This is a genomic window from Mycolicibacter sinensis, from assembly GCF_001673565.1.
Lineage (GTDB): Bacteria > Actinomycetota > Actinomycetes > Mycobacteriales > Mycobacteriaceae > Mycobacterium > Mycobacterium sinense_C.
Window position 1 is genome coordinate 58,215 of record NZ_LZMF01000071.1, and the last position, 17,420, is coordinate 75,634.

16 protein-coding genes are annotated in these 17,420 nt (G+C 70.4%); 8 read left to right on the forward strand and 8 right to left on the reverse strand.

Features of this window, described 5'->3' with window-relative positions; genetic code table 11:
• The first annotated feature begins 147 nt into the window (after positions 1 to 147).
• From A5648_RS11450 to A5648_RS11470, 5 genes are all read left to right on the forward strand, one after another.
• Entirely contained in the window at positions 148 to 1,542 is a 1,395-nt protein-coding gene (locus A5648_RS11450) for a WS/DGAT/MGAT family O-acyltransferase (protein WP_065024652.1), read from the forward strand.
• On the forward strand, positions 1,539 to 2,360 hold the full coding sequence (gene ppk2 / locus A5648_RS11455) for a polyphosphate kinase 2 (protein WP_065024653.1): 822 nt from the start codon (positions 1,539 to 1,541) through the stop codon (positions 2,358 to 2,360). The genes A5648_RS11450 and ppk2 overlap by 4 nt, the downstream gene beginning before the upstream one ends.
• Positions 2,361 to 2,385: 25 nt before the next feature.
• A complete protein-coding gene (locus A5648_RS11460; protein WP_065024654.1) occupies positions 2,386 to 2,901 on the forward strand; it encodes a DUF6912 family protein in 516 nt (171 codons plus the stop codon).
• Between the two features lie 67 nt (positions 2,902 to 2,968).
• Positions 2,969 to 4,114 carry a ferredoxin reductase gene (locus tag A5648_RS11465; RefSeq protein ID WP_065024655.1) on the forward strand — a complete coding sequence of 382 codons (1,146 nt, stop codon included), beginning with the start codon at positions 2,969 to 2,971 and terminating at the stop codon, positions 4,112 to 4,114.
• A gap of 82 nt (positions 4,115 to 4,196) precedes the next feature.
• The gene (locus tag A5648_RS11470) at positions 4,197 to 5,459 is read left to right on the forward strand and encodes a fatty acid desaturase family protein (RefSeq protein WP_065024656.1); all 1,263 of its coding nucleotides are present in this window, start codon (positions 4,197 to 4,199) and stop codon (positions 5,457 to 5,459) included.
• A 17-nt stretch (positions 5,460 to 5,476) separates the two neighbouring features.
• Here the strand turns inward: A5648_RS11470 and rsgA are convergent, their stop codons facing one another.
• Together rsgA and aroA are read right to left on the reverse strand one after the other, a co-directional pair.
• Positions 5,477 to 6,457 carry a ribosome small subunit-dependent GTPase A gene (rsgA, locus tag A5648_RS11475; protein WP_065024671.1) on the reverse strand — a complete coding sequence of 327 codons (981 nt, stop codon included), beginning with the start codon at positions 6,455 to 6,457 and terminating at the stop codon, positions 5,477 to 5,479.
• Positions 6,454 to 7,746 carry a 3-phosphoshikimate 1-carboxyvinyltransferase gene (gene aroA / locus A5648_RS11480; protein WP_065024657.1) on the reverse strand — a complete coding sequence of 431 codons (1,293 nt, stop codon included), beginning with the start codon at positions 7,744 to 7,746 and terminating at the stop codon, positions 6,454 to 6,456. Before aroA ends, rsgA begins: the two co-directional genes overlap by 4 nt.
• 241 nt (positions 7,747 to 7,987) lie before the next feature.
• Here aroA and A5648_RS11485 point away from each other — a divergent pair, with 241 nt between their 5' ends.
• Positions 7,988 to 9,568: a serine/threonine-protein kinase gene (locus A5648_RS11485; protein WP_065024658.1), complete on the forward strand. Its 1,581-nt coding sequence runs from the start codon at positions 7,988 to 7,990 to the stop codon at positions 9,566 to 9,568.
• Between the two features lie 89 nt (positions 9,569 to 9,657).
• Here A5648_RS11485 and A5648_RS11490 read toward each other — a convergent pair whose 3' ends face one another.
• The 4 genes from A5648_RS11490 to A5648_RS11505 all read right to left on the reverse strand — a co-directional run bounded on the left by A5648_RS11490 (position 9,658) and on the right by A5648_RS11505 (position 13,685).
• Complete coding sequence (locus A5648_RS11490; protein ID WP_109470769.1) at positions 9,658 to 10,893, reverse strand: PPE family protein; 1,236 nt, start codon at positions 10,891 to 10,893, stop codon at positions 9,658 to 9,660.
• 17 nt (positions 10,894 to 10,910) lie between these two features.
• On the reverse strand, positions 10,911 to 12,122 hold the full coding sequence (locus A5648_RS11495) for a PPE family protein (RefSeq protein ID WP_065024660.1): 1,212 nt from the start codon (positions 12,120 to 12,122) through the stop codon (positions 10,911 to 10,913).
• Positions 12,123 to 12,131: 9 nt separating this feature from the next.
• Positions 12,132 to 12,431: a PE family protein gene (locus A5648_RS11500; RefSeq protein ID WP_065024661.1), complete on the reverse strand. Its 300-nt coding sequence runs from the start codon at positions 12,429 to 12,431 to the stop codon at positions 12,132 to 12,134.
• Positions 12,432 to 12,647: 216 nt separating this feature from the next.
• Positions 12,648 to 13,685 carry an LLM class flavin-dependent oxidoreductase gene (locus A5648_RS11505; protein WP_065024662.1) on the reverse strand — a complete coding sequence of 346 codons (1,038 nt, stop codon included), beginning with the start codon at positions 13,683 to 13,685 and terminating at the stop codon, positions 12,648 to 12,650.
• Positions 13,686 to 13,777: 92 nt separating this feature from the next.
• Here A5648_RS11505 and A5648_RS11510 point away from each other — a divergent pair, with 92 nt between their 5' ends.
• On the forward strand, positions 13,778 to 14,503 hold the full coding sequence (locus tag A5648_RS11510; protein ID WP_065024663.1) for a class I SAM-dependent methyltransferase: 726 nt from the start codon (positions 13,778 to 13,780) through the stop codon (positions 14,501 to 14,503).
• Positions 14,504 to 14,519: 16 nt separating this feature from the next.
• On the forward strand, positions 14,520 to 15,275 hold the full coding sequence (locus A5648_RS11515; protein ID WP_065024664.1) for an SOS response-associated peptidase: 756 nt from the start codon (positions 14,520 to 14,522) through the stop codon (positions 15,273 to 15,275).
• Between the two features lie 50 nt (positions 15,276 to 15,325).
• Here the strand turns inward: A5648_RS11515 and A5648_RS24980 are convergent, their stop codons facing one another.
• Positions 15,326 to 16,633 (reverse strand): PPE domain-containing protein, encoded by a 1,308-nt coding sequence (locus A5648_RS24980; RefSeq protein ID WP_065024665.1) that lies wholly within the window; start codon positions 16,631 to 16,633, stop codon positions 15,326 to 15,328.
• Between the two features lie 4 nt (positions 16,634 to 16,637).
• Positions 16,638 to 17,420 (reverse strand): SHOCT domain-containing protein (locus A5648_RS11525; RefSeq protein WP_131810554.1); only part of this gene is annotated, 783 nt, incomplete at its 5' end.

The window sequence follows — 17,420 nt, forward strand, 5'->3', positions numbered from 1 at the left end:
TGTGTCCGGCGATCATGGCACAATCGCGGCGCGGCCGTATCCGCGTGCGCGGCGCAACGGCGGCGGGCTACCGTGAGCGGCAGTGTTTCTCCGGTTCGGGGCGCTTGCAGCGCCGTTCGGATCGAGTCGGCTGGGAGGGCGGGCTTCATGGTGAACCGGTTGTCGGCGACGGATGCGGCCTTCTACCAGTTGGAGAACACGACCACGCCGATGTACGTGCAGTCGCTGCATGTGCTGCGCAATCCGCGGGGCGGGCTGAGCTACGAGAAGTTGCTGGCCACCGTCGAGCAACGGCTGCCGCAGGTCCCGCGTTACCGGCAGAAGATCCGCGAGGTCAGCATGAGCCTGGCCCGCCCGGTGTGGGTGGACGACCACGAGTTCGACATCACCTATCACGTACGTCATCTCGCGGTCCCGTCTCCGGGCAGCGACCGGCAGTTGCACGAGCTGATCGCGCACCTCGGCCAGCAGCCGCTGGACCGGCTCCGGCCGCTGTGGGAGCTGTACCTGATCGAGGGCTTGGCCGACAATCGCATCGCGCTGTACATCAAGTCGCACCAGGCGCTGGTGAACGGAATGGCCGCACCGGCCCTCGGGCACGTTCTGGTCGACCGGACGCAGCGCCCGCCGCCGTTCGACGAGGACATCTGGGTGCCGCGCCGCGAGCCCGGCGCCGTAGAACTGGTCCTGGGCGCGGTCGGGGACTGGATGGCGGCGCCGCGCACCCAGCTGCGGGCGGTGGGGTCGACGGTCGGCAGCCCGCTGAGCTGGTGGGGTCGCAAGGCGTTCGACACCGCCCGGGCGGTCGCGCGCGGCACGGCGCCGAACAGTCCACTCAATACCCAGGTTTCGCAGAACAGGCTCTTCACCGTGGCGCAGGGCAAGCTGGAGGACTACCGCACGGTACGGGCCCGCTATGACTGCGCCATCAACGATGTCGTGCTCGCGGTGATCACCGGGGCGCTGCGCAATTGGTTGCTGTCCCGCGGCGAGCCGGTCGGATCGACCCGCACGGTGCGGGCCATGGCGCCGCTGTCGGTGTACCCCGACCACGAATACGACACCGCGGGCCAACCCATCGGTGCGGTGACCCCGTTCCTGGTGGATCTGCCGGTCGGAGAACCCAATCCGGTGGTGCGGCTTTCCCAGATCGCCTACGCCACCGAATCGCACCCCACTTCGACCGGCTTGGTGGACGCCCGCACCATCCTGACCGTGTCAGGGTTCGCACCACCGACGCTGCACGCGATGGGAGTTCGGGTTGCGACCGCCTTCGCGGGGTTCTCCGGGCGGGTGTTCAACCTGTTGATCACCAATGCTCCCGGCGCCCAGCGCCAGCTCTACGTCTGCGGCGCCAAGCTGCTCGAGACCTATAGTGTGCCGCCGCTTTTGCCCAACAAGGCGTTCACCATCGGGGTCACGTCCTACAACGGCACGCTGTACTACGGGGTCAACGCCGACCGCAAGTCGATGAGCGACGTCGGGCTGGTCTCGGCGCTGCTGGACGAGGCCCTCGCGGAGCTGCTGGAGGCGGCCACATGAGCGGCGAGCCCGCCGCCCGCCGAATCGCCGACAACGTATACGAGGCCGAGTTGCACCGGCTGCAAACCGAATTCGTCAAACTGCAGGAGTGGGTGCGGGCCACCGGCGCCCGGGTCGTGGTGATCTTCGAAGGCCGCGACGCCGCCGGCAAAGGCAGTGCTATCAAGCGCATCACCGAAAGCCTCAACCCGCGGGTGGTGCGCGTGGCGGCGCTTCCGGCGCCCACTGAACGCGAACGCGGGCAGTGGTACTTCCAGCGTTACGTCGCGGCGCTGCCGACTCGCGGCGAGATCACCCTTTTCGACCGGTCCTGGTACAACCGCGCCGGTGTCGAGAAGGTGATGGGATTCTGCACGCCGGACGAGCACGCGCGCTTTTTGGAGCAGGCCCCGGTCTTCGAGCAGCTGCTGGTCGACGACGGAATCCTGCTGCGCAAGTACTGGTTCTCGGTCTCGCAAGGCGAGCAGCTGCGCCGCTTCCGCAAGCGCCGCAACGATCCGCTGCGGCGGTGGAAGTTGTCTCCGATGGACCTCGAGGCGGTGAACCGCTGGGACGACTACTCACGGGCCCGCGACGAGATGATGGCGCACACCGACGTCGCGGCGAGTCCCTGGTATGTGGTCGAGTCGGAGATCAAGAAGCACGCGCGGCTGAACATGATGGCGCACCTGCTGTCGACGATTCCCTATTCCGAGGTGGCGCGCCGGCAGGTGGAGCTACCGGAGCGGCCCGTCGACACCGGGAACTATCAGCGCCCCGATCGCGAGAACTACCGGTACGTACCCGACTACGCCGCCACCTTGACGGGCGAGGCGTGAGCGGGCGCGGCTAAGGTCTTCGCTCATGCGGGTTTACATCCCGGCGACGCTGGCCATGCTGGCCCAACTGGTCGCCGACGGTTCACTGCTGGCGGTCAGCGGGACCGCGTTCGCGGTGACGCCGGCGCTGCGGGAGTCCTACGCGCACGGCGACGACGACGAACTCGCCGAGGTGGCCCTTGCCGAAGCGGCCATGGCCTCACTGCGGCTGCTGGCCGGGGCCGCGACGGACACCGCGGAATCGGCCGGCGAGCTGCCGACCCGCAGGGCGGTGCTGGTCGCCGAGGTCGAGCCGGTCACCGCCCGTCCCGAACTGGATGCCGCCGTGGTGCGGTTGGCCGGGCCGGTCGAGATCGGCGACGTGGTCGCCGCGTATGTGGACAACGCGGCCGCCGAGCCGGCGGTGCGTGCGGCGGTGGCGGTGATCGACGACGCCGATCTCGGTGACGAGGATGCCGAGCTGGCCGTCGGCGACGCCCAGGACCACGACCTGGCCTGGTATGCCACCCAGGAGCTGCCGTTCCTGCTTGACCTGCTGTGATGTCGGCCGGAGCAAGCTGCGCTACCGTAGTTTTTCCGACCCCCGGGCAGCGAGCAGGGAAGTTTCAGTGAGCAAGAAGTATTCGTCGATCAACGCCAACATCGGCGACACCAAGCGGCCGACGGTCGCCGGTGCCGACCGCCATCCGGGCTGGAATGCGCTGCGCCGCATCGCCACCCGCATCACCACGCCGCTGCTGCCGGATGACTATCTGCGGCTGGCCAACCCGTTGTGGTCGGCGCGCGAACTGCGCGGCCGGGTGCTGGAGGTGCGCCGCGAAACCGCCGATTCAGCGACACTGGTCATCAAACCGGGCTGGGGTTTTCACTTCGACTACTCCGCCGGCCAGTACATCGGCATCGGCCTGCTGGTCGACGGGCGCTGGCGCTGGCGGTCCTACTCGTTGACGTCTGCCCCGGTGAGCGGGTCGCGCACCATCGCCATCACCGTCAAGGCGATGCCCGAGGGCTTCCTGTCCAGCCACCTGGTGGACGGCGTGGCTCCGGGCACCGTGGTGCGGCTGGCCGCTCCGCGGGGCGAATTCGTGCTGCCCGACCCGGCGCCGGCCACCGTGCTGTTTCTGACCGCCGGCTCCGGGATCACGCCGGTGATGTCGATGCTGCGCACCCTGGCCCGCCGCGACGGCATCACCGATGTGGTCCACCTGCACTCGGCGCCCACCGCCGCAGACGTGTTGTTCGCCGAGGAGTTGGCCGCCTTGGCGCGGGAGCACCCCGGCTACCGCCTGCTGCTGCGCACCACCCGCTCCCAGGGCCGGCTTGACCTCTCCGGCCCGGATTCGCTGGACGCCGAGGTGCCCGACTGGCGCGGCCGGCAGACCTGGGCGTGCGGGCCCACGGCGCTGCTGGGTGACGCCGAGCGCATCTGGGCGGCGGCCGGGATCGCCGACCAGCTGCACATCGAGCGATTCACGGTGGCGCGCACCGCGGCGGCCGAGGGCGGGGGGACCGTCACCTTCGCGGCCAGTGGCAAGAGTGTCGTCACGGATGCGGCCACCACCCTGCTCGAGGCGGGGGAGAGTGCCGGGGTGCAGATGCCATTCGGCTGCCGCATGGGGATCTGCCAGTCCTGCGTGGTGGAGCTGGTGGCCGGGCAGGCCCGCGACCTGCGCACCGGCGCCGACCACGAACCGGGCACCCGGATTCAGACCTGCGTCTGCACGGCCGCCGGTGACTGCGAGCTGGACGTCTGACGGTTACCCGTTGGTAACCTACGCAAACGTAGGTTACGATTGAGTAGGTCAAGCAGGAACACATGTTGGGAAAGGCGGTTCGATGGCGGTAACCGACGTCGAGGTGTTTGCGCACCTGACCGACGCCGATGTGGAGAACTTCGCCACTGAGCTCGACGCCATCCGCCGTGACATCGAGGCCTCCCGCGGCGAGCGCGACGCCCGCTACATCCGCCGGGTCATCGCCGCCCAGCGGGTGCTCGAGGTCACCGGCCGGGTGCTGCTGGCCGGCGGTTCGCGACGCTCGGTCCGCTGGGCCGGCACCGCGACCCTGGGGGTGGCCAAGATCATCGAGAACATGGAGATCGGCCACAACGTCATGCACGGCCAGTGGGACTGGATGAACGACCCTGAGATCCACTCCGGCGGCTGGGAGTGGGACATGGCCGGGGTGTCCAAGCACTGGCGCTTCACCCACAATTTTCAGCACCACAAGTACACCAACATCCTCGGGATGGACGACGATGTGGGCTACGGGCTGCTGCGGGTCACCCGCGATGCGCCCTGGAAGCGCTTCAACGTGTTCAACCTGTTCTACAACGCCATGTTGGCGATCGGGTTCGAGTGGGGAGTCGCGTTGCAGCACTTGGAGATCGGCAAGATCTTCAAGGGCCGCAGCGACCGTGCGGCGAGCCTGGTCCGGCTGCGGGAGTTCTCCGGCAAAGCCGGCCGGCAGCTGTTCAAGGACTACGTCGCGTTCCCGGCGGTGACCGCGCTGTCGCCCGGCGCGACGTTCTGGGCAACGGTGCGGGCCAACGCGATCGCCAACGTGATCCGCAACGTGTGGTCCAACGCGATCATCTTCTGCGGTCACTTCCCGGACGGGGCCGAGAAGTTCACCAAGACCGACATGGCCGGTGAGTCACGCGGCCAGTGGTACCTGCGGCAGCTGCTGGGCAGTGCCAATATCGACGCCGGGCAGCCGATGCGGTTCATGAGCGGCAGCCTGTCGCATCAGATCGAGCATCACCTGTTCCCGGACCTGCCGAGCAACCGCTATCCCGAGATCGCGGTGCGGGTGCGTGCGCTGTGCGCAAAATACGACCTGCCCTACACCTCGGGGCCGTTCCTGGTGCAGTACGGCAAAACCTGGCGCACCATCGCCAAACTGTCGCTGCCAGACCGGTTCCTGCGCGACACCGCCGACGATGCCCCGGAGACCCGCAGCGAGAAGATGTTCGACGCGCTGGAGCCGGGCTACTCCGGGACCGACCCGGTGACCGGGCGGCGCCGCGGGCTCAAGACCGCGATCTCGGCGGTGCGGGGCTGGCGCCGGGACAAGGGCATCGACGGACTGGCGGCCTGACCTCAGCCCTGCGGTCCCTAGGTCTCGCGCAGCGTCGCCAACAGCTGTCGTGCGGCGGCGACCCGCCGTGCGGCCGGCCCGGTGAGTGTGTCCAGGGCACATTCGGGATCGGCGGGAGGTCCCAGGTGCCCGCAGCCGCGCGGACATCCGGTGATCGTCTCGGCGAGGTCGGAGAACGCCATCAGCACGTCGTCGGGGGCGATGTGGGCCAGGCCGAACGATCGGATACCCGGGGTATCGATCACCCAGCCGGATCCGACCAGTCGCAGCGCCACCGACTGGGTGGAGGTGTGCCGCCCGCGGCCGATGACGGTGACTTGACCGACAGCTCGATCTGCTTGGGGGACAAGACGGTTCACCAAAGTTGATTTGCCGACCCCGGAGTGGCCCAGCAGTACGGTGATCCGGTCGACCAACAACGCGCCCACCGCCTCGAGCGGATCGTCGCGGCCGGCGGTGACCACCGTGAGGTCCAGATCGGCGAACTGGCCGGCGAACGGTTCCGGATCGGCCAGGTCGGTCTTGGTCAGGCACAGTATCGGCGCCAGGCCACCGGCGTAGGCGGCGATCAGCGCCCGCTCGACCAGGCCGGTGCGTGGCGGCGGGTCGGCCAGGGCCACCACGATCAGCAGTTGGTCGGCGTTGGCGACCACCACCCGCTCGGTCGGATCGGTGTCATCGGCGGTGCGCCGCAACACCGTTCGCCTGGCTCCGCGCCGGACGATGCGGGCCAGCGTGTCGGGCCGGCCGGACAGGTCCCCGACCACGTCGACGTGATCGCCGACGACGATCGGTGTGCGGCCCAGCTCGCGGGCGCGCATCGCGGTGACCTGGCAGTCCGGGTCGCCGTCGAGCACGCACCCCCAGCGGCCGCGGTCGACGCTGACCACCATGGCCGGCTGCGCGTCGGCGTGCTCGGGGCGGATTTTCGTGCGCGGCCGGGAGCCCCGGCCGGAACGGACCTTGACGTCGGATTCGTCGTAGTCGCCGGGCTTCAAGCGCCCGAACCCGACTCGGCCAGCATTTCCGCCCACATCCGGGGGAACGCCGGCAGCGTCTTGGCGGTTGTCTCGATGTCCTCGACCTCGACGTCGGCGACCCGCAACCCGATGATCGCGCCGGCGGTGGCCATCCGGTGATCGGCATAGGAGTGCCAGGTTCCGCCGTGCAGCGGTGTCGCGGTGATCACCAGGCCGTCGGCCGTCTCGACGGCCTGGCCGCCCAGCCGGTTGATCTCGGTGGTCAACGCCGCCAGCCGGTCGGTCTCGTGCCCGCGCAGATGCGCGATCCCGCGCAGGTGCGACACCGACCCGGGTGCGGCCAGGGCGGCCAGCGCGGCCACCGTCGGCGTGAGCTCGCCGACCGCGCGCAGGTTCACGTCAAAGCCTTCATAGGTCCGCAGTCCGCGCACCTCCAGCTGGGTATCCGAGTGATCGACGACGGCGCCGGTCCGGCTGAAGATCTCGGTGATGACGGCGGCGGGCTGCACGCCGGCGCTCGGCCAATCGGCGATGCGCACCGTGCCGCCGGTGACCACCGCGGCGGCCAGGAACGGGGTGGCGTTGGACAGGTCCGGCTCGATTTCCCAGTGCCGGGCCGCCGGCGTCCCCGGTCGCACCCGCCAGCAGTTCGGGATGGTGTCGTCGACGTCGATTCCCGCTTGGCGCAGCATCGTCACCGTCATCGCGATGTGCGGCGCCGAGGGCAACGACGCACCGGTGTGCAGCACGGTCAATCCGGCGTCGAAGGCGGCGCCGACCAGCAGCAAGCCGGAGACGAACTGCGAGGACGCCGAGGCGTCGATCTGCACGGTGCCGCCGGCGACCGATCCGGCGCCCTTGATCGCGAACGGCAGCGTGTCACCGTCGACGGCGATACCCAGGCCGCGCATCGCGTCCAGCAGCGGCGCGATGGGCCGGTCGCGGGCCTGCTCGTCACCGTCGAAGATCACCGGAGCGGTGCCCAGCGCCGCCAGCGGCGGCACGAACCGCAACACGGTGCCGGCCAGACCGCAGTTCAACCGGGTATCGGGCTCGGGGTCGATCTCGCCGCTGACCGTGACCTGGTGGGCCACCGCCTCGACCCAGAACCCCAAAGCGCGCAGCGCGTCGAGCATCAAATCGGTGTCGCGGCTGCGCAGCGCACCGGAGAGGGTGGAGACTTGCCCGCCGCGCGCCGCCGCCAGCGCCGCCAGGATCAGCGCCCGGTTGGTCTGGGACTTCGAGCCGGGCACGGTGACCGTGGCCTCGACTGGGGTGCTGGTGGTCGGGGCCGGCCAAGTCGTCACAGGTTCATCCTGCCAGCGTTTCGCTCCGGTGCTGGTATCCGGCGGTTCGGTGAGGCTCGACGGAGGAGAGGCGAAGCTGGGACCGCCGCATCAACCCGGCGGTTCAGTGAGGCTCGACGGAGGAGAGGCGAAGCTGGGACCGCCGCATCAACCGGGCGGTTCAGGCGCTCGGTAGCGTTCTTTGCCGGTTGGCCGCTTTGCATCACCCGGCCGTTCACCCAGGATCATTACCATTGAGGACATGGCTCTGGCAGTGGGCTCGATTTTTGCTGAGTACACCATCCTCAAACTGTTGGGGGCTGGTGGCATGGGCAAGGTGTACCTTGCTCAGCACCCCCGGCTGCCGCGCCGCGATGCGCTGAAGGTGCTTCGCCGGTCATTGAGCGCCGACGAGGAGTACGAGGAGCGCTTCCGGCGCGAGGCCGAAGCGGCCGCCGTGCTCGACCACCCGAACATCGTGCGGGTGCACGATCGCGGCGAGTTCCGCGGGCGGCTGTGGATCGCGATGGAGTACATCGACGGCGAGACGCTCGGCGAACTGATCTTCCGCAGGTTTCCGGCCGGAATGCCGGCTGCTGACGTCGTCCCGATCGTCGCCTCCATCGCCGACGCGCTCGACTACGCCCACCGCAAGGGCGTGGTGCACCGCGACGTCAAACCGAGCAACATCTTGGTGACCGAGCAGGAGGACGGCGGGCTGAACGCGGTGCTGGCCGATTTCGGCATCGCCCGCCAGCTCAGCGGCCCCAGCGGTCTGACCGCGAGCAATTTGGCGATCGGCACCATCGCCTATGCCGCGCCGGAGCAACTGATGGGTTCCGAGGGGCTGGAATTCGCCGACCAGTACGCGCTGGCCGCCACCACCTTCCAGATGCTCACCGGCACGCCGCCGTTCCAGCACGACAACCCGGTGACCGTGATCAGCCACCATCTGAACACCCCGCCACCGCTGGTCAGCGCGCAGCGTTCTGAGCTGCAGCCCTTCGACGACGTGCTCGCCGCCGCGCTGGCCAAAGACCCCGCCGAGCGGTTCCGGAACTGTTCGGACTTCGTCACGGCGCTGGCCGAGCGGCTCGACGACTCGGACGCAGATGAGCCCTCCGACGCCGCCAGCACCGTCGTGCGGGGCGTTCCGGTACCGGCGTCCCTGGTCGCGCCGCGTCGAAGCCGGCTGGCCGTACTGGCCCGACCGGCGGTCGTGCTGCCGCTGGCGCTGGTGCTGGTGGGGTCGGTGGCGACCATCGTTCCGGGGCTGCTGGCCGACGAGCAGCCGGAGACGGCCATTGCGGCCGGTGAGGCGCCGGCCGCCATCGTGCCGCCGCCGGCCAAAGCGCCGGCGTTCGAGGGAACCTACCGCGTCGATGCCAACCGGGCGGGGGAGAAGTACAACGGTGTGCCCAATCCCCAGCCGCCCAACGTGAGCACCTGGTGGGCCGTCCGGTCGTCGTGCGACCACAACCTGTGCACCGCCACGGCGACCATGCTCGACCAGAAGGATCACCGCAAGGCGGCCACGCTGCCCGAAGGCGGCACCGACATGGTGCTCGAGTACGCCGGCGACACCTGGCGGTCTCGGCCCCAGCAGCTGGCGGCGCCGTGTCTGGGCCCCGACGGGCGGCTGGGCAACCAGACCACTACGCAGGTGCTGTCGCTGGAGCCGACCATCGCGGGCGTGCTGCACGGGGCGATGGTCGCCACCGTCGATACCAACGAGTGCGGCCAGCGCGGGGCTCAGATCTGGGTGCCGGTGGTCGCCAGCCGCTTCGGTGACGCGCCGGCCGAGGTAGTCGGCGATATCCCCAAGCCGGCCAAACCGGCCTGATTCGAACTCGACGACGCCCAGCGTGAAGCTGACTTCACGTTCGACCGTCGAGCGTGAAGCCAACTACCCGTTGGGGCGTTAAACCGCGGTTACCCGGCGCTCGGCGGCCGGTTCATCACCCGGTGGCGATAGCCGTAGCGCGGCACGAACCGGAAGCCGGTGGCCCCGCCGGCGGCAGCAGCACTGGACCCGGGCATGCCGGCCATTCCGGGGATACCGGCCATGCCGGCCCGGGGCATCACGCCGGCCTCCGTTGCGGCAGTCGTTGCGATCCGGCTGGACACCAGCGTCGCCGCGGACGGGTTGGCCGAAGCCGGTGCGACGGGCCAACTCTGCGGCACCGAAAGGGCTCCGACCTGGATACCGCGGCCCAGCGAGGCCGACGGCGTGGCGGCGCCGAAACCCGGGGTGTGGGCGGCCGCGGTCCCCGCGCTCTTGGTCGCCTCTACGGCCGGCGCCAGGGTTGCCAAGAATGCCTTGGAGTCCGCGACGGCCGGCCCGGAAACCTCCCAGCCGTTGAGCCCCTGGCCGACGGAGTCGCCGATCCGGAAGAGACCCATGGAGGAGTTGGCGAGGCGGGTGTAGGTCGTCAGCTGATTGACCATCTGTTGCAGGGCTGCCGTGGTAGGCGGCACGGTGCCGCTCCCCGGTGCGGCGGGTGACCCGGTTGCGGTGCCAGCCTGCGCGAGCGACTGCATGGCGGTCAGCGACTGTGACGACGCCTGCGAGGCCGCCTGCGAGGCCGCGGAGTTGCCGGCGGCCTGGGTGGTCGCGGCGGCCTGCGCAGCGGGCGCGGTGGGATTGGTGGTCTGCGGCGGCGAGGTGAACTCCGACAGCTGGGTGGCCGCAGCCGAACCTCCCGCGTAGCCGTACATCGCCGCGGCATCCTGCGCCCACATCGCCGCGTAGTGGGCTTCGGTCGCCGCGATCGCCGGGGTGTTCTGGCCGAAGAAGTTGGTGGCGACGAGCGTCATCAGCTGGACCCGGTTGGCCAGCACCACCGGCGGAGGAACGGTCATCGCGTACGCCGCCTCGAAGGCGGCCGCGGCGGCCTTGGCCTGGCTGGCGGCCAGCTCGGCTTGGGCTGCGGTGGTCTTGAACCAGGTGGTGAACGGTAGTGCCGCGGCGGCCATGGCGGTGGCCGAGGGCCCGCGCCACGGGCCGCTGGTCAGATCCGCGATGGTCATGTCCACCGCAGCCGCGGTCAGACTCAACTCTTCGGCCAGCACATCCCAGGCCGTCGCAGCTGCCAGCATCGGGCCGGACCCGGCTCCCGCGTACATCCGTGCGGAATTGATCTCCGGTGGCAGTGCCCCGTAGTCGATCACTTGGCCCCTTGGTGCTATCCGCCGAAGGGACGCCGTGGCATGACGGTCAACGCCGTCCCGTAGCGAGGCGCGCCGAACCCGCGGTATCCGGCACCGGCCGCGCCGGCCGCGCCGGCCGCGGCCGCCGGGACACCGGGCATACCGGGCATACCGGTCGGGGGCGTCATCGGCGTCGTACCGAGGATCCCGCCGGCTGACGGAACCGAAGCTGCCGCCGCGGGGCCGACCGGGACCCACGAGCCGCCGGAAACCGGTCCCAGTGCGCTCATCGGCGGTGCGGGCGGGACCCAGGCGGGCGGCACCGAGAGGCCGCCGATCGAGCCGGCCGCGCCCGAGGCGGCGTTGGCGGCACCCGATGCCGCAGCACCGGCGGCACTCGAGGCAGCACTGGAGGCGCCCTTCATCGCGTCAGCACCCAGCTTCTGCAGCCCGAGCACACCGCTGACACCACGCCAGACCGCACAGATGTTGTTCGACTGCAGGTTCGAGCCGGTCACCAGCTGGGTCATCAGCTGGTTGCCCAGGTTGTAGTTCGGGTCGTCGAGGATGTCCTGGGCCGGGTTGCCGGTGGTGTCGGTCGCCTGCGACGTCAGCGAGTTCACCAGGCCCTGCAACGTGCCGGACGCCTTGGTGGCCTGCGTCCCGGTGGCGCTGGCGGTCGCCTGGGCGACCGCGTTGCCGGTGGCGGCCTCGCCGCCGGGGTTGGTCGGGTTCGGCGGGGCGGTGAACTCATTCAGCGTGGTCGCTGCGCTGGACTGGGCGTGATAGCCGTACATCGCCATCGTGTCCTGCGCCCACATCTCGCCGTGCTCGGCTTCGGTGGCCGCGATCGACGGGGTGTTCTGCCCGAGGATGTTGGTGTTGACCAGCTGCTGCAGCAGCTGGCGATTGGCCGTGACCGCCACCGGCGGCACGATCGTCGCGCGCGCCGTCTCGTAGGCGGCTGCGGCGGCGCGGCCCTGCCCGGCGGCCTGCTCGGCCTGCGCAGCGGTGAGCTCCATCCAGTTGATGTAGGGCGCCGCCGCGGTGGCCATCGTCGCCGAGGCCGGCCCCAGCCATTCCTCGGAAGTCAGTTGGTTGATGACCGCCCGGTACGAAGCCGCGATCGATTTCAGTTCGGCGGCCAGCGAACTCCACGCCGACGACGCCACGGTCATCGGTTCCGAGCCCGGCCCGGCATAGATCTTGGCGGAGGTGATCTCCGGCGGAGAGGACAGGTAATCCATGGCCGTGACCTAACCGGCCGCGGCCGCGTTGGCGGCCTCGGTGGCGGCGTAGGCGTTGGCACCGTTGCTCAGGGCGTTCACGAACATCTCGTGGACGGCCGCGGCCTGGGCGCTGACGGCCTGGTAGGCCTGGGCGTGGGCGGCGAACTGCGCTGCGGTCAGCGCGGAGACCTCGTCGGCGGCGGCGGGAACGACGCCGGTGGTGGGGGCCGCGGCGGCGGCACTGTGGGCGGACATCGCCGACCCGATGGTCCGTAGGTTGGCAACCGCGGCCAGTAGCGCCTCGGGCTGCGTGGTTACGAACGACATAACGCTCCTCGTCGAGTCCTTCGTCTCTGCGATCATCGATCGCGCTACCCCGGTTGGGTACACCCCAGACGCTAGGCGATTTCGACGCCGCGACACACCTGCGGACGTGCGTTTTCGGAGACTGTCAGCAGTTGTTCACCGGCCGTTCGGAACCGCGCCTGTTTCATTCACCGAACCGCACCGCGAAGTCGTGCAACCGTCACCGGCAGTTCACCTTCAGTTCATCGTGTCGGCCAACAGCGCCAGAGTGGATTCGCGTCCCGGCGCGGTGGCCGGGTCGGTACCCCGGCGGGCCGAGGCGACCGGATTGAGCATCACCTCGTCGACCCCGAACCGGCGGGCCAACTCCCGCAACTGCGCGAGCGCCTCGGCCGGCGTTCCCACCACCGCACGCTCGAGTTCGCCCCGGGCGAAGCGCTGCTGCTGCGGCGTGAGACTCGCCTGCTGGGCTTCTTCGACCAGTTCCAGGCGGACCGGCGGTTGCCCGGTCGCCGTCCGCGCCTGCAGATGCAGGTGCGGAAGTGTCAAAGCGGTTGCCTCCGCGTGTGTTTCGGCGACCACGATGTTGACGGTCAGGAAGGTGATCGGCTCGCCGGCGACCTCGCTCGGCACGAACTCCGACCGGTAGAGGGCCAGTGCCTCGGCGGTCTGCTCGCCGAACAGGTGATGGCCGAACACGTAGGGCAGCCCCTTGGCCGCAGCGACCCGGGCCGAGGCCATCGAGGAGCCCAGCAGGAAGACGCGCGGTGAGCTCAGCGCGTGCGGCGTCGCCCTGAGCACATAACTGCCGTCGGGCAGCTCCACCGACACCCCCGCCGAGCCCAACAGGGCGATCAGGTCGTCGAGATGGTCGGGAAAGTCATCGGTGTCCCGATCGCCGCGGCCGACCGGACCGCGCAACACCATCGAGGCCACCGGGTCCGCGCCCGGAGCCCGTCCGATTCCCAGGTCGATGCGGCCGGGGTAGGCGGCTTCCAGCAGCGCGAACTGCTCTGCCACCGCCAGGGGTGCGTGGTTGGGCAGCATCACCCCGCCCGAGCCGATCCGTACCCGCGAGGTGGCGGCCGCCAGCATCGCGATCAGCACCGCGGGGCTGGTCGCCGCGACCGACGGGACGTTGTGATGCTCGGCGACCCAGTAGCGGGTGTAGTCGAGCCCGTCCGCCAGCTTCGCCAGGCGCATGGTGGCCGCCAGCGCGTCCGGACTGGACTGGTCGGTGCGTACCGGCGCGAGGTCGAGCACTGAGAGACGCACAGCGGCGATCTTGCCATCACCGGGCCGGTCATCGTTGTTCGTACACCGCCCGTTCTGAATGCGTTAACCGGCGTCACGCACAGTGGGCAGCGATGAACAGCGATACCGACTTCGTCGGCGAGGCCCCATCCGGGCCGCCCGAGCCCTGGGACATCGGCCGCCCGCAGCCGGCGGTGCAGCAACTCGTGGCCTACGGAGCGCTGCGCGGCGAGATTCTCGATCCCGGCACGGGCCCGGGGCACCACGCGATTTACTATGCGGCGCAAGGTTATTCGACGACCGGAGTTGACCAGTCCCCGGCCGCGATCGCGCAGGCGCAACGCAACGCCGCGGCGGCCGGGGTGACGGTCGACTTCCAGGTGGCCGACGCCGTCGAGCTCGCCGGGTTCGACGGCCGGTTCGACACCGTCGTCGACAGCGCGTTCTACCACGTCTTCCAGGACGACGAGGAAACCCAACTGCGTTATGCGCGAGCCCTGCATCGGGCCACCACGCCGCAGGCGCGGCTGTTCATGTTCGAGGCGGGCCGCCACAATGTCAACGGCTGGCAACTGGACGGCCTGTCACCCGAGCGGTTCGGGCCGGTGCTCGCCGAAGCGGGGTGGCGCATCGACCACATCGGAACCACCACCTATCAGGGCACCTTCGACCCCAATGCCTTCACCGAGATGATCGCGGTGATGGAGGCGCTCGGCCGGGAGGACCTGGTGGCCGGGGTTCGCGCGCTGGCGCAGCGGTTCGCGATCCTGCAGCCCCTGCTCGAAGACAACCTGGTGCACATGCCGTTCTGGGCCGTCACCGCCACCCGACTCGATTAGCTGCCACCATGGAGGCATGTGCGGGCGTTTCGCGGTAACCACCGATCCGGCGCTGCTGGCCGAGCGGATCGATGCGGTTAACGAGGTGCCGGCGGACGCTGATTCGGGTCCGAGCTACAACGTCGCCCCCACCGACCCGGTCGCGGCCGTGGTCAGCCGGCACACCGATCCCGACGATATGCCGACCCGCCGGGTCCGGCTGATGCGGTGGGGGCTGGTGCCGCCGTGGACCAAAGCCGGTCCCGACGGCGCGCCGGTCGCCGCCGGCCCGCTGTTGATCAACGCCCGCGCCGACAAGGTCACCACCTCGCCGGCCTACCGCTCGGCCGCCGAACACCGGCGCTGCTTGGTGCCGATGGACGGCTTCTACGAATGGCGCGCTGAACCCGCCGGTTCAGCCGGCAAGAAGGCCCGCAAGACACCGTTCTATATCCACGGTGACGGCGCGATGCTGTTCGCGGCCGGCCTGTGGTCGGTCTGGCGGGGCCACCGGCGATCCGCCCCGCTGCTCAGCGTCACGATCATCACCACCGATGCGGTCGGCGAACTCGCCGGGATCCATGATCGGATGCCGCTGCTGCTGCCCGAAAGCCGTTGGGACGCTTGGCTGGATCCGGATTCCCCGGTGGACACCGCGCTGCTGGCCGAGCGTCCGGACACGCGGGGGATCGTGCTGCGTGAGGTGTCGACACTGGTCAACAGTGTGCGTAACAACGGGCCGGAGTTGATCGCGCCGGCCGAGCCGCAGCCCGAGCAGGCCTACCTGCTGTAGCCCGATGGCGGCGACCGATTTCGTCGCGCTTGCGATCGCCGCTAGCCGACCTACCGGCCGACCAGGGCGCGTTTCTCGGCGGCGTACTCGTCCTCGGTGAGGATGCCGGCGCTGCGCAGCTCGGCCAGTTCGCGCAGTTCGACGTCGGCGCCCATCAGCAGGCCGAAGGCCGACTCCGGGGTCAGCTCGGGCAGCTCGTTGGGGCGCTGGGCCGGCCGTCGCGGCGTGGTGCTGCCGGTGGTCGGGACCCGCTGGCCCCGGGCGGCGCCCGCGCTGGCCCGGCCCGCCAGCCCCGCCGCGGCCATCCCCACCGCGGGAACCATCGTCTCGCCGGCGGCGACGGCTCCGGCCGCCTGGCCGGTGGAGGCACCGGCGGACACCAACGACACGCCGACCTGCCCGATCGCCGACGGCACCGCAGACGCCCAGGCCAGCGGCACCGACAAACCGCTGATCGAGGTCGCCGAGGACATGCTGGCCACCACCGGGAGGGCGCCGGCCAGCGCGGCCCGAGCCACTTCCTCGACTATCCCGAAGACGCCGAGCGGATCGATCAGGAAAGTGCCGAGCACATCGATGCCGAACGTGCCGATCGAGTCGACGACGAGTTCGAGGCCGGCGTTGGAGAGCTCGATGGTGGGCGCGCTGGCCGAGGCCGCGGCCGTCAACGGGCCGATGACACCGGCCAGCGCCGACGCACCCGCCGACGAGCCGGCCGGGAAGGTGGAGCCCTGCAGCGCCTGGGTGATGCCGGCGAGGAGCCCCTCACCCTGGCCCTCGGCGGCGCTGGCAGCGGCCTGCCCCACCGCACCTGCCTGGGCGGCGGCCCCGGCGGAATTGGTGGTGCGCGGCGGCTGGGTGAACGGGACGAGCTTGGTGGCGGCGGCCGCACCGGCGGCGTAGCCGGACATGGCGGTGGCGTCCTGGGCCCACATCTGCGCGTAGTGGGCCTCGGTGGCCGCGATCGCGGCGCTGTTCTGGCCCAGGAAATTGGTCGCGACCAGCGTCAGCAGCAGGCTGCGGTTGGCGGCGATGACCGGTGGCGGCACCGTCATGGCGAACGCGGCCTCATAGGCGGCGGTGGCGGCCCTGGCCTGAATGGCGGTCTCCTCGGCCTGGACCCCGGCGGTACGCATCCACTGGGCATACGGCGCGGCGGCCGCGGCCATCGCGGCGGCGCTGGGGCCCGCCCAGCCGGACGACAGCTCGGTGAGCACCGACTCGTAGGCCAGGCCCGCGCTGTTCAGTTCGGCGGCCAACGCATCCCAGGACGACGCGGCTGCCAGCAGCGGGCCCGCGCCGGCGCCGGAATACATTCGGCCCGAGTTGATCTCCGGCGGTAAGAACGCGAAATCCATGGTGTTACCGGCCGAGTAGGCGCCGCTTCTCCTGAGCGAACTCTTCTTCGGTGAGGATCCCGGCGTCGCGCAGGTCAGCCAGCTCCCGCAGCTCGCCGGAGATCCGGGTGATCGGACCGTTCAGCGGTCGCACCGGCGGCGCCGCCGGCTCCTCCGGCCGGTCGGGCAGCTTGACGGTCGGGCGGGCCGGCCGCTTGGCGGCCGTTTTCGCGGCCGCCTTGCCAGACGCGGCGCCGCCGCGCCCCCGCCCGACGCCGGCGGTGGCGCGCCCGGCCAGACCGGCGGCGGCCATCGCGGCCAGCGGCAGTGCGGTGGCGCCGGCCGCGACCGGTAGGGCGCTCTCGGCGGCCGTGGGCAACGCCCCGCCGACCTGCTGGATCACCGTGGTGGTTGGGGCGGCGGTGGCCCAGGCCTGGGGCACCGACAGCCCGCTGAGCGTGGCGGCCTCGCCCATTTCGGCGCTCACCGGGGTCACCGCGCTGGCCAGTGCCATCTCCGGCAGCAGTTCGCTCTCGATCTCGCCGATCCCGATCAGGTCGATACCGAAGGAACCGGCCGCGTCGACGCCGAACGTGCCCGCCGAGTCGATCACGAAGGTGCCGAACAGGCTGGCCGCCAGCGCCGCGTAGGAGGCCGCCACACCGGGCTCCAGGGCCGCCGCCGACCCGATCGAACTGAACAGGGAGGCATCGGATCCGGCCGCCGCGGCACCCGGTGTGGTCAGGCCCTGCAGCGCCTGGGTGACCGCCGAGGCCACCGTATCGGCGTGACTGCCGGTCGCGGTGGC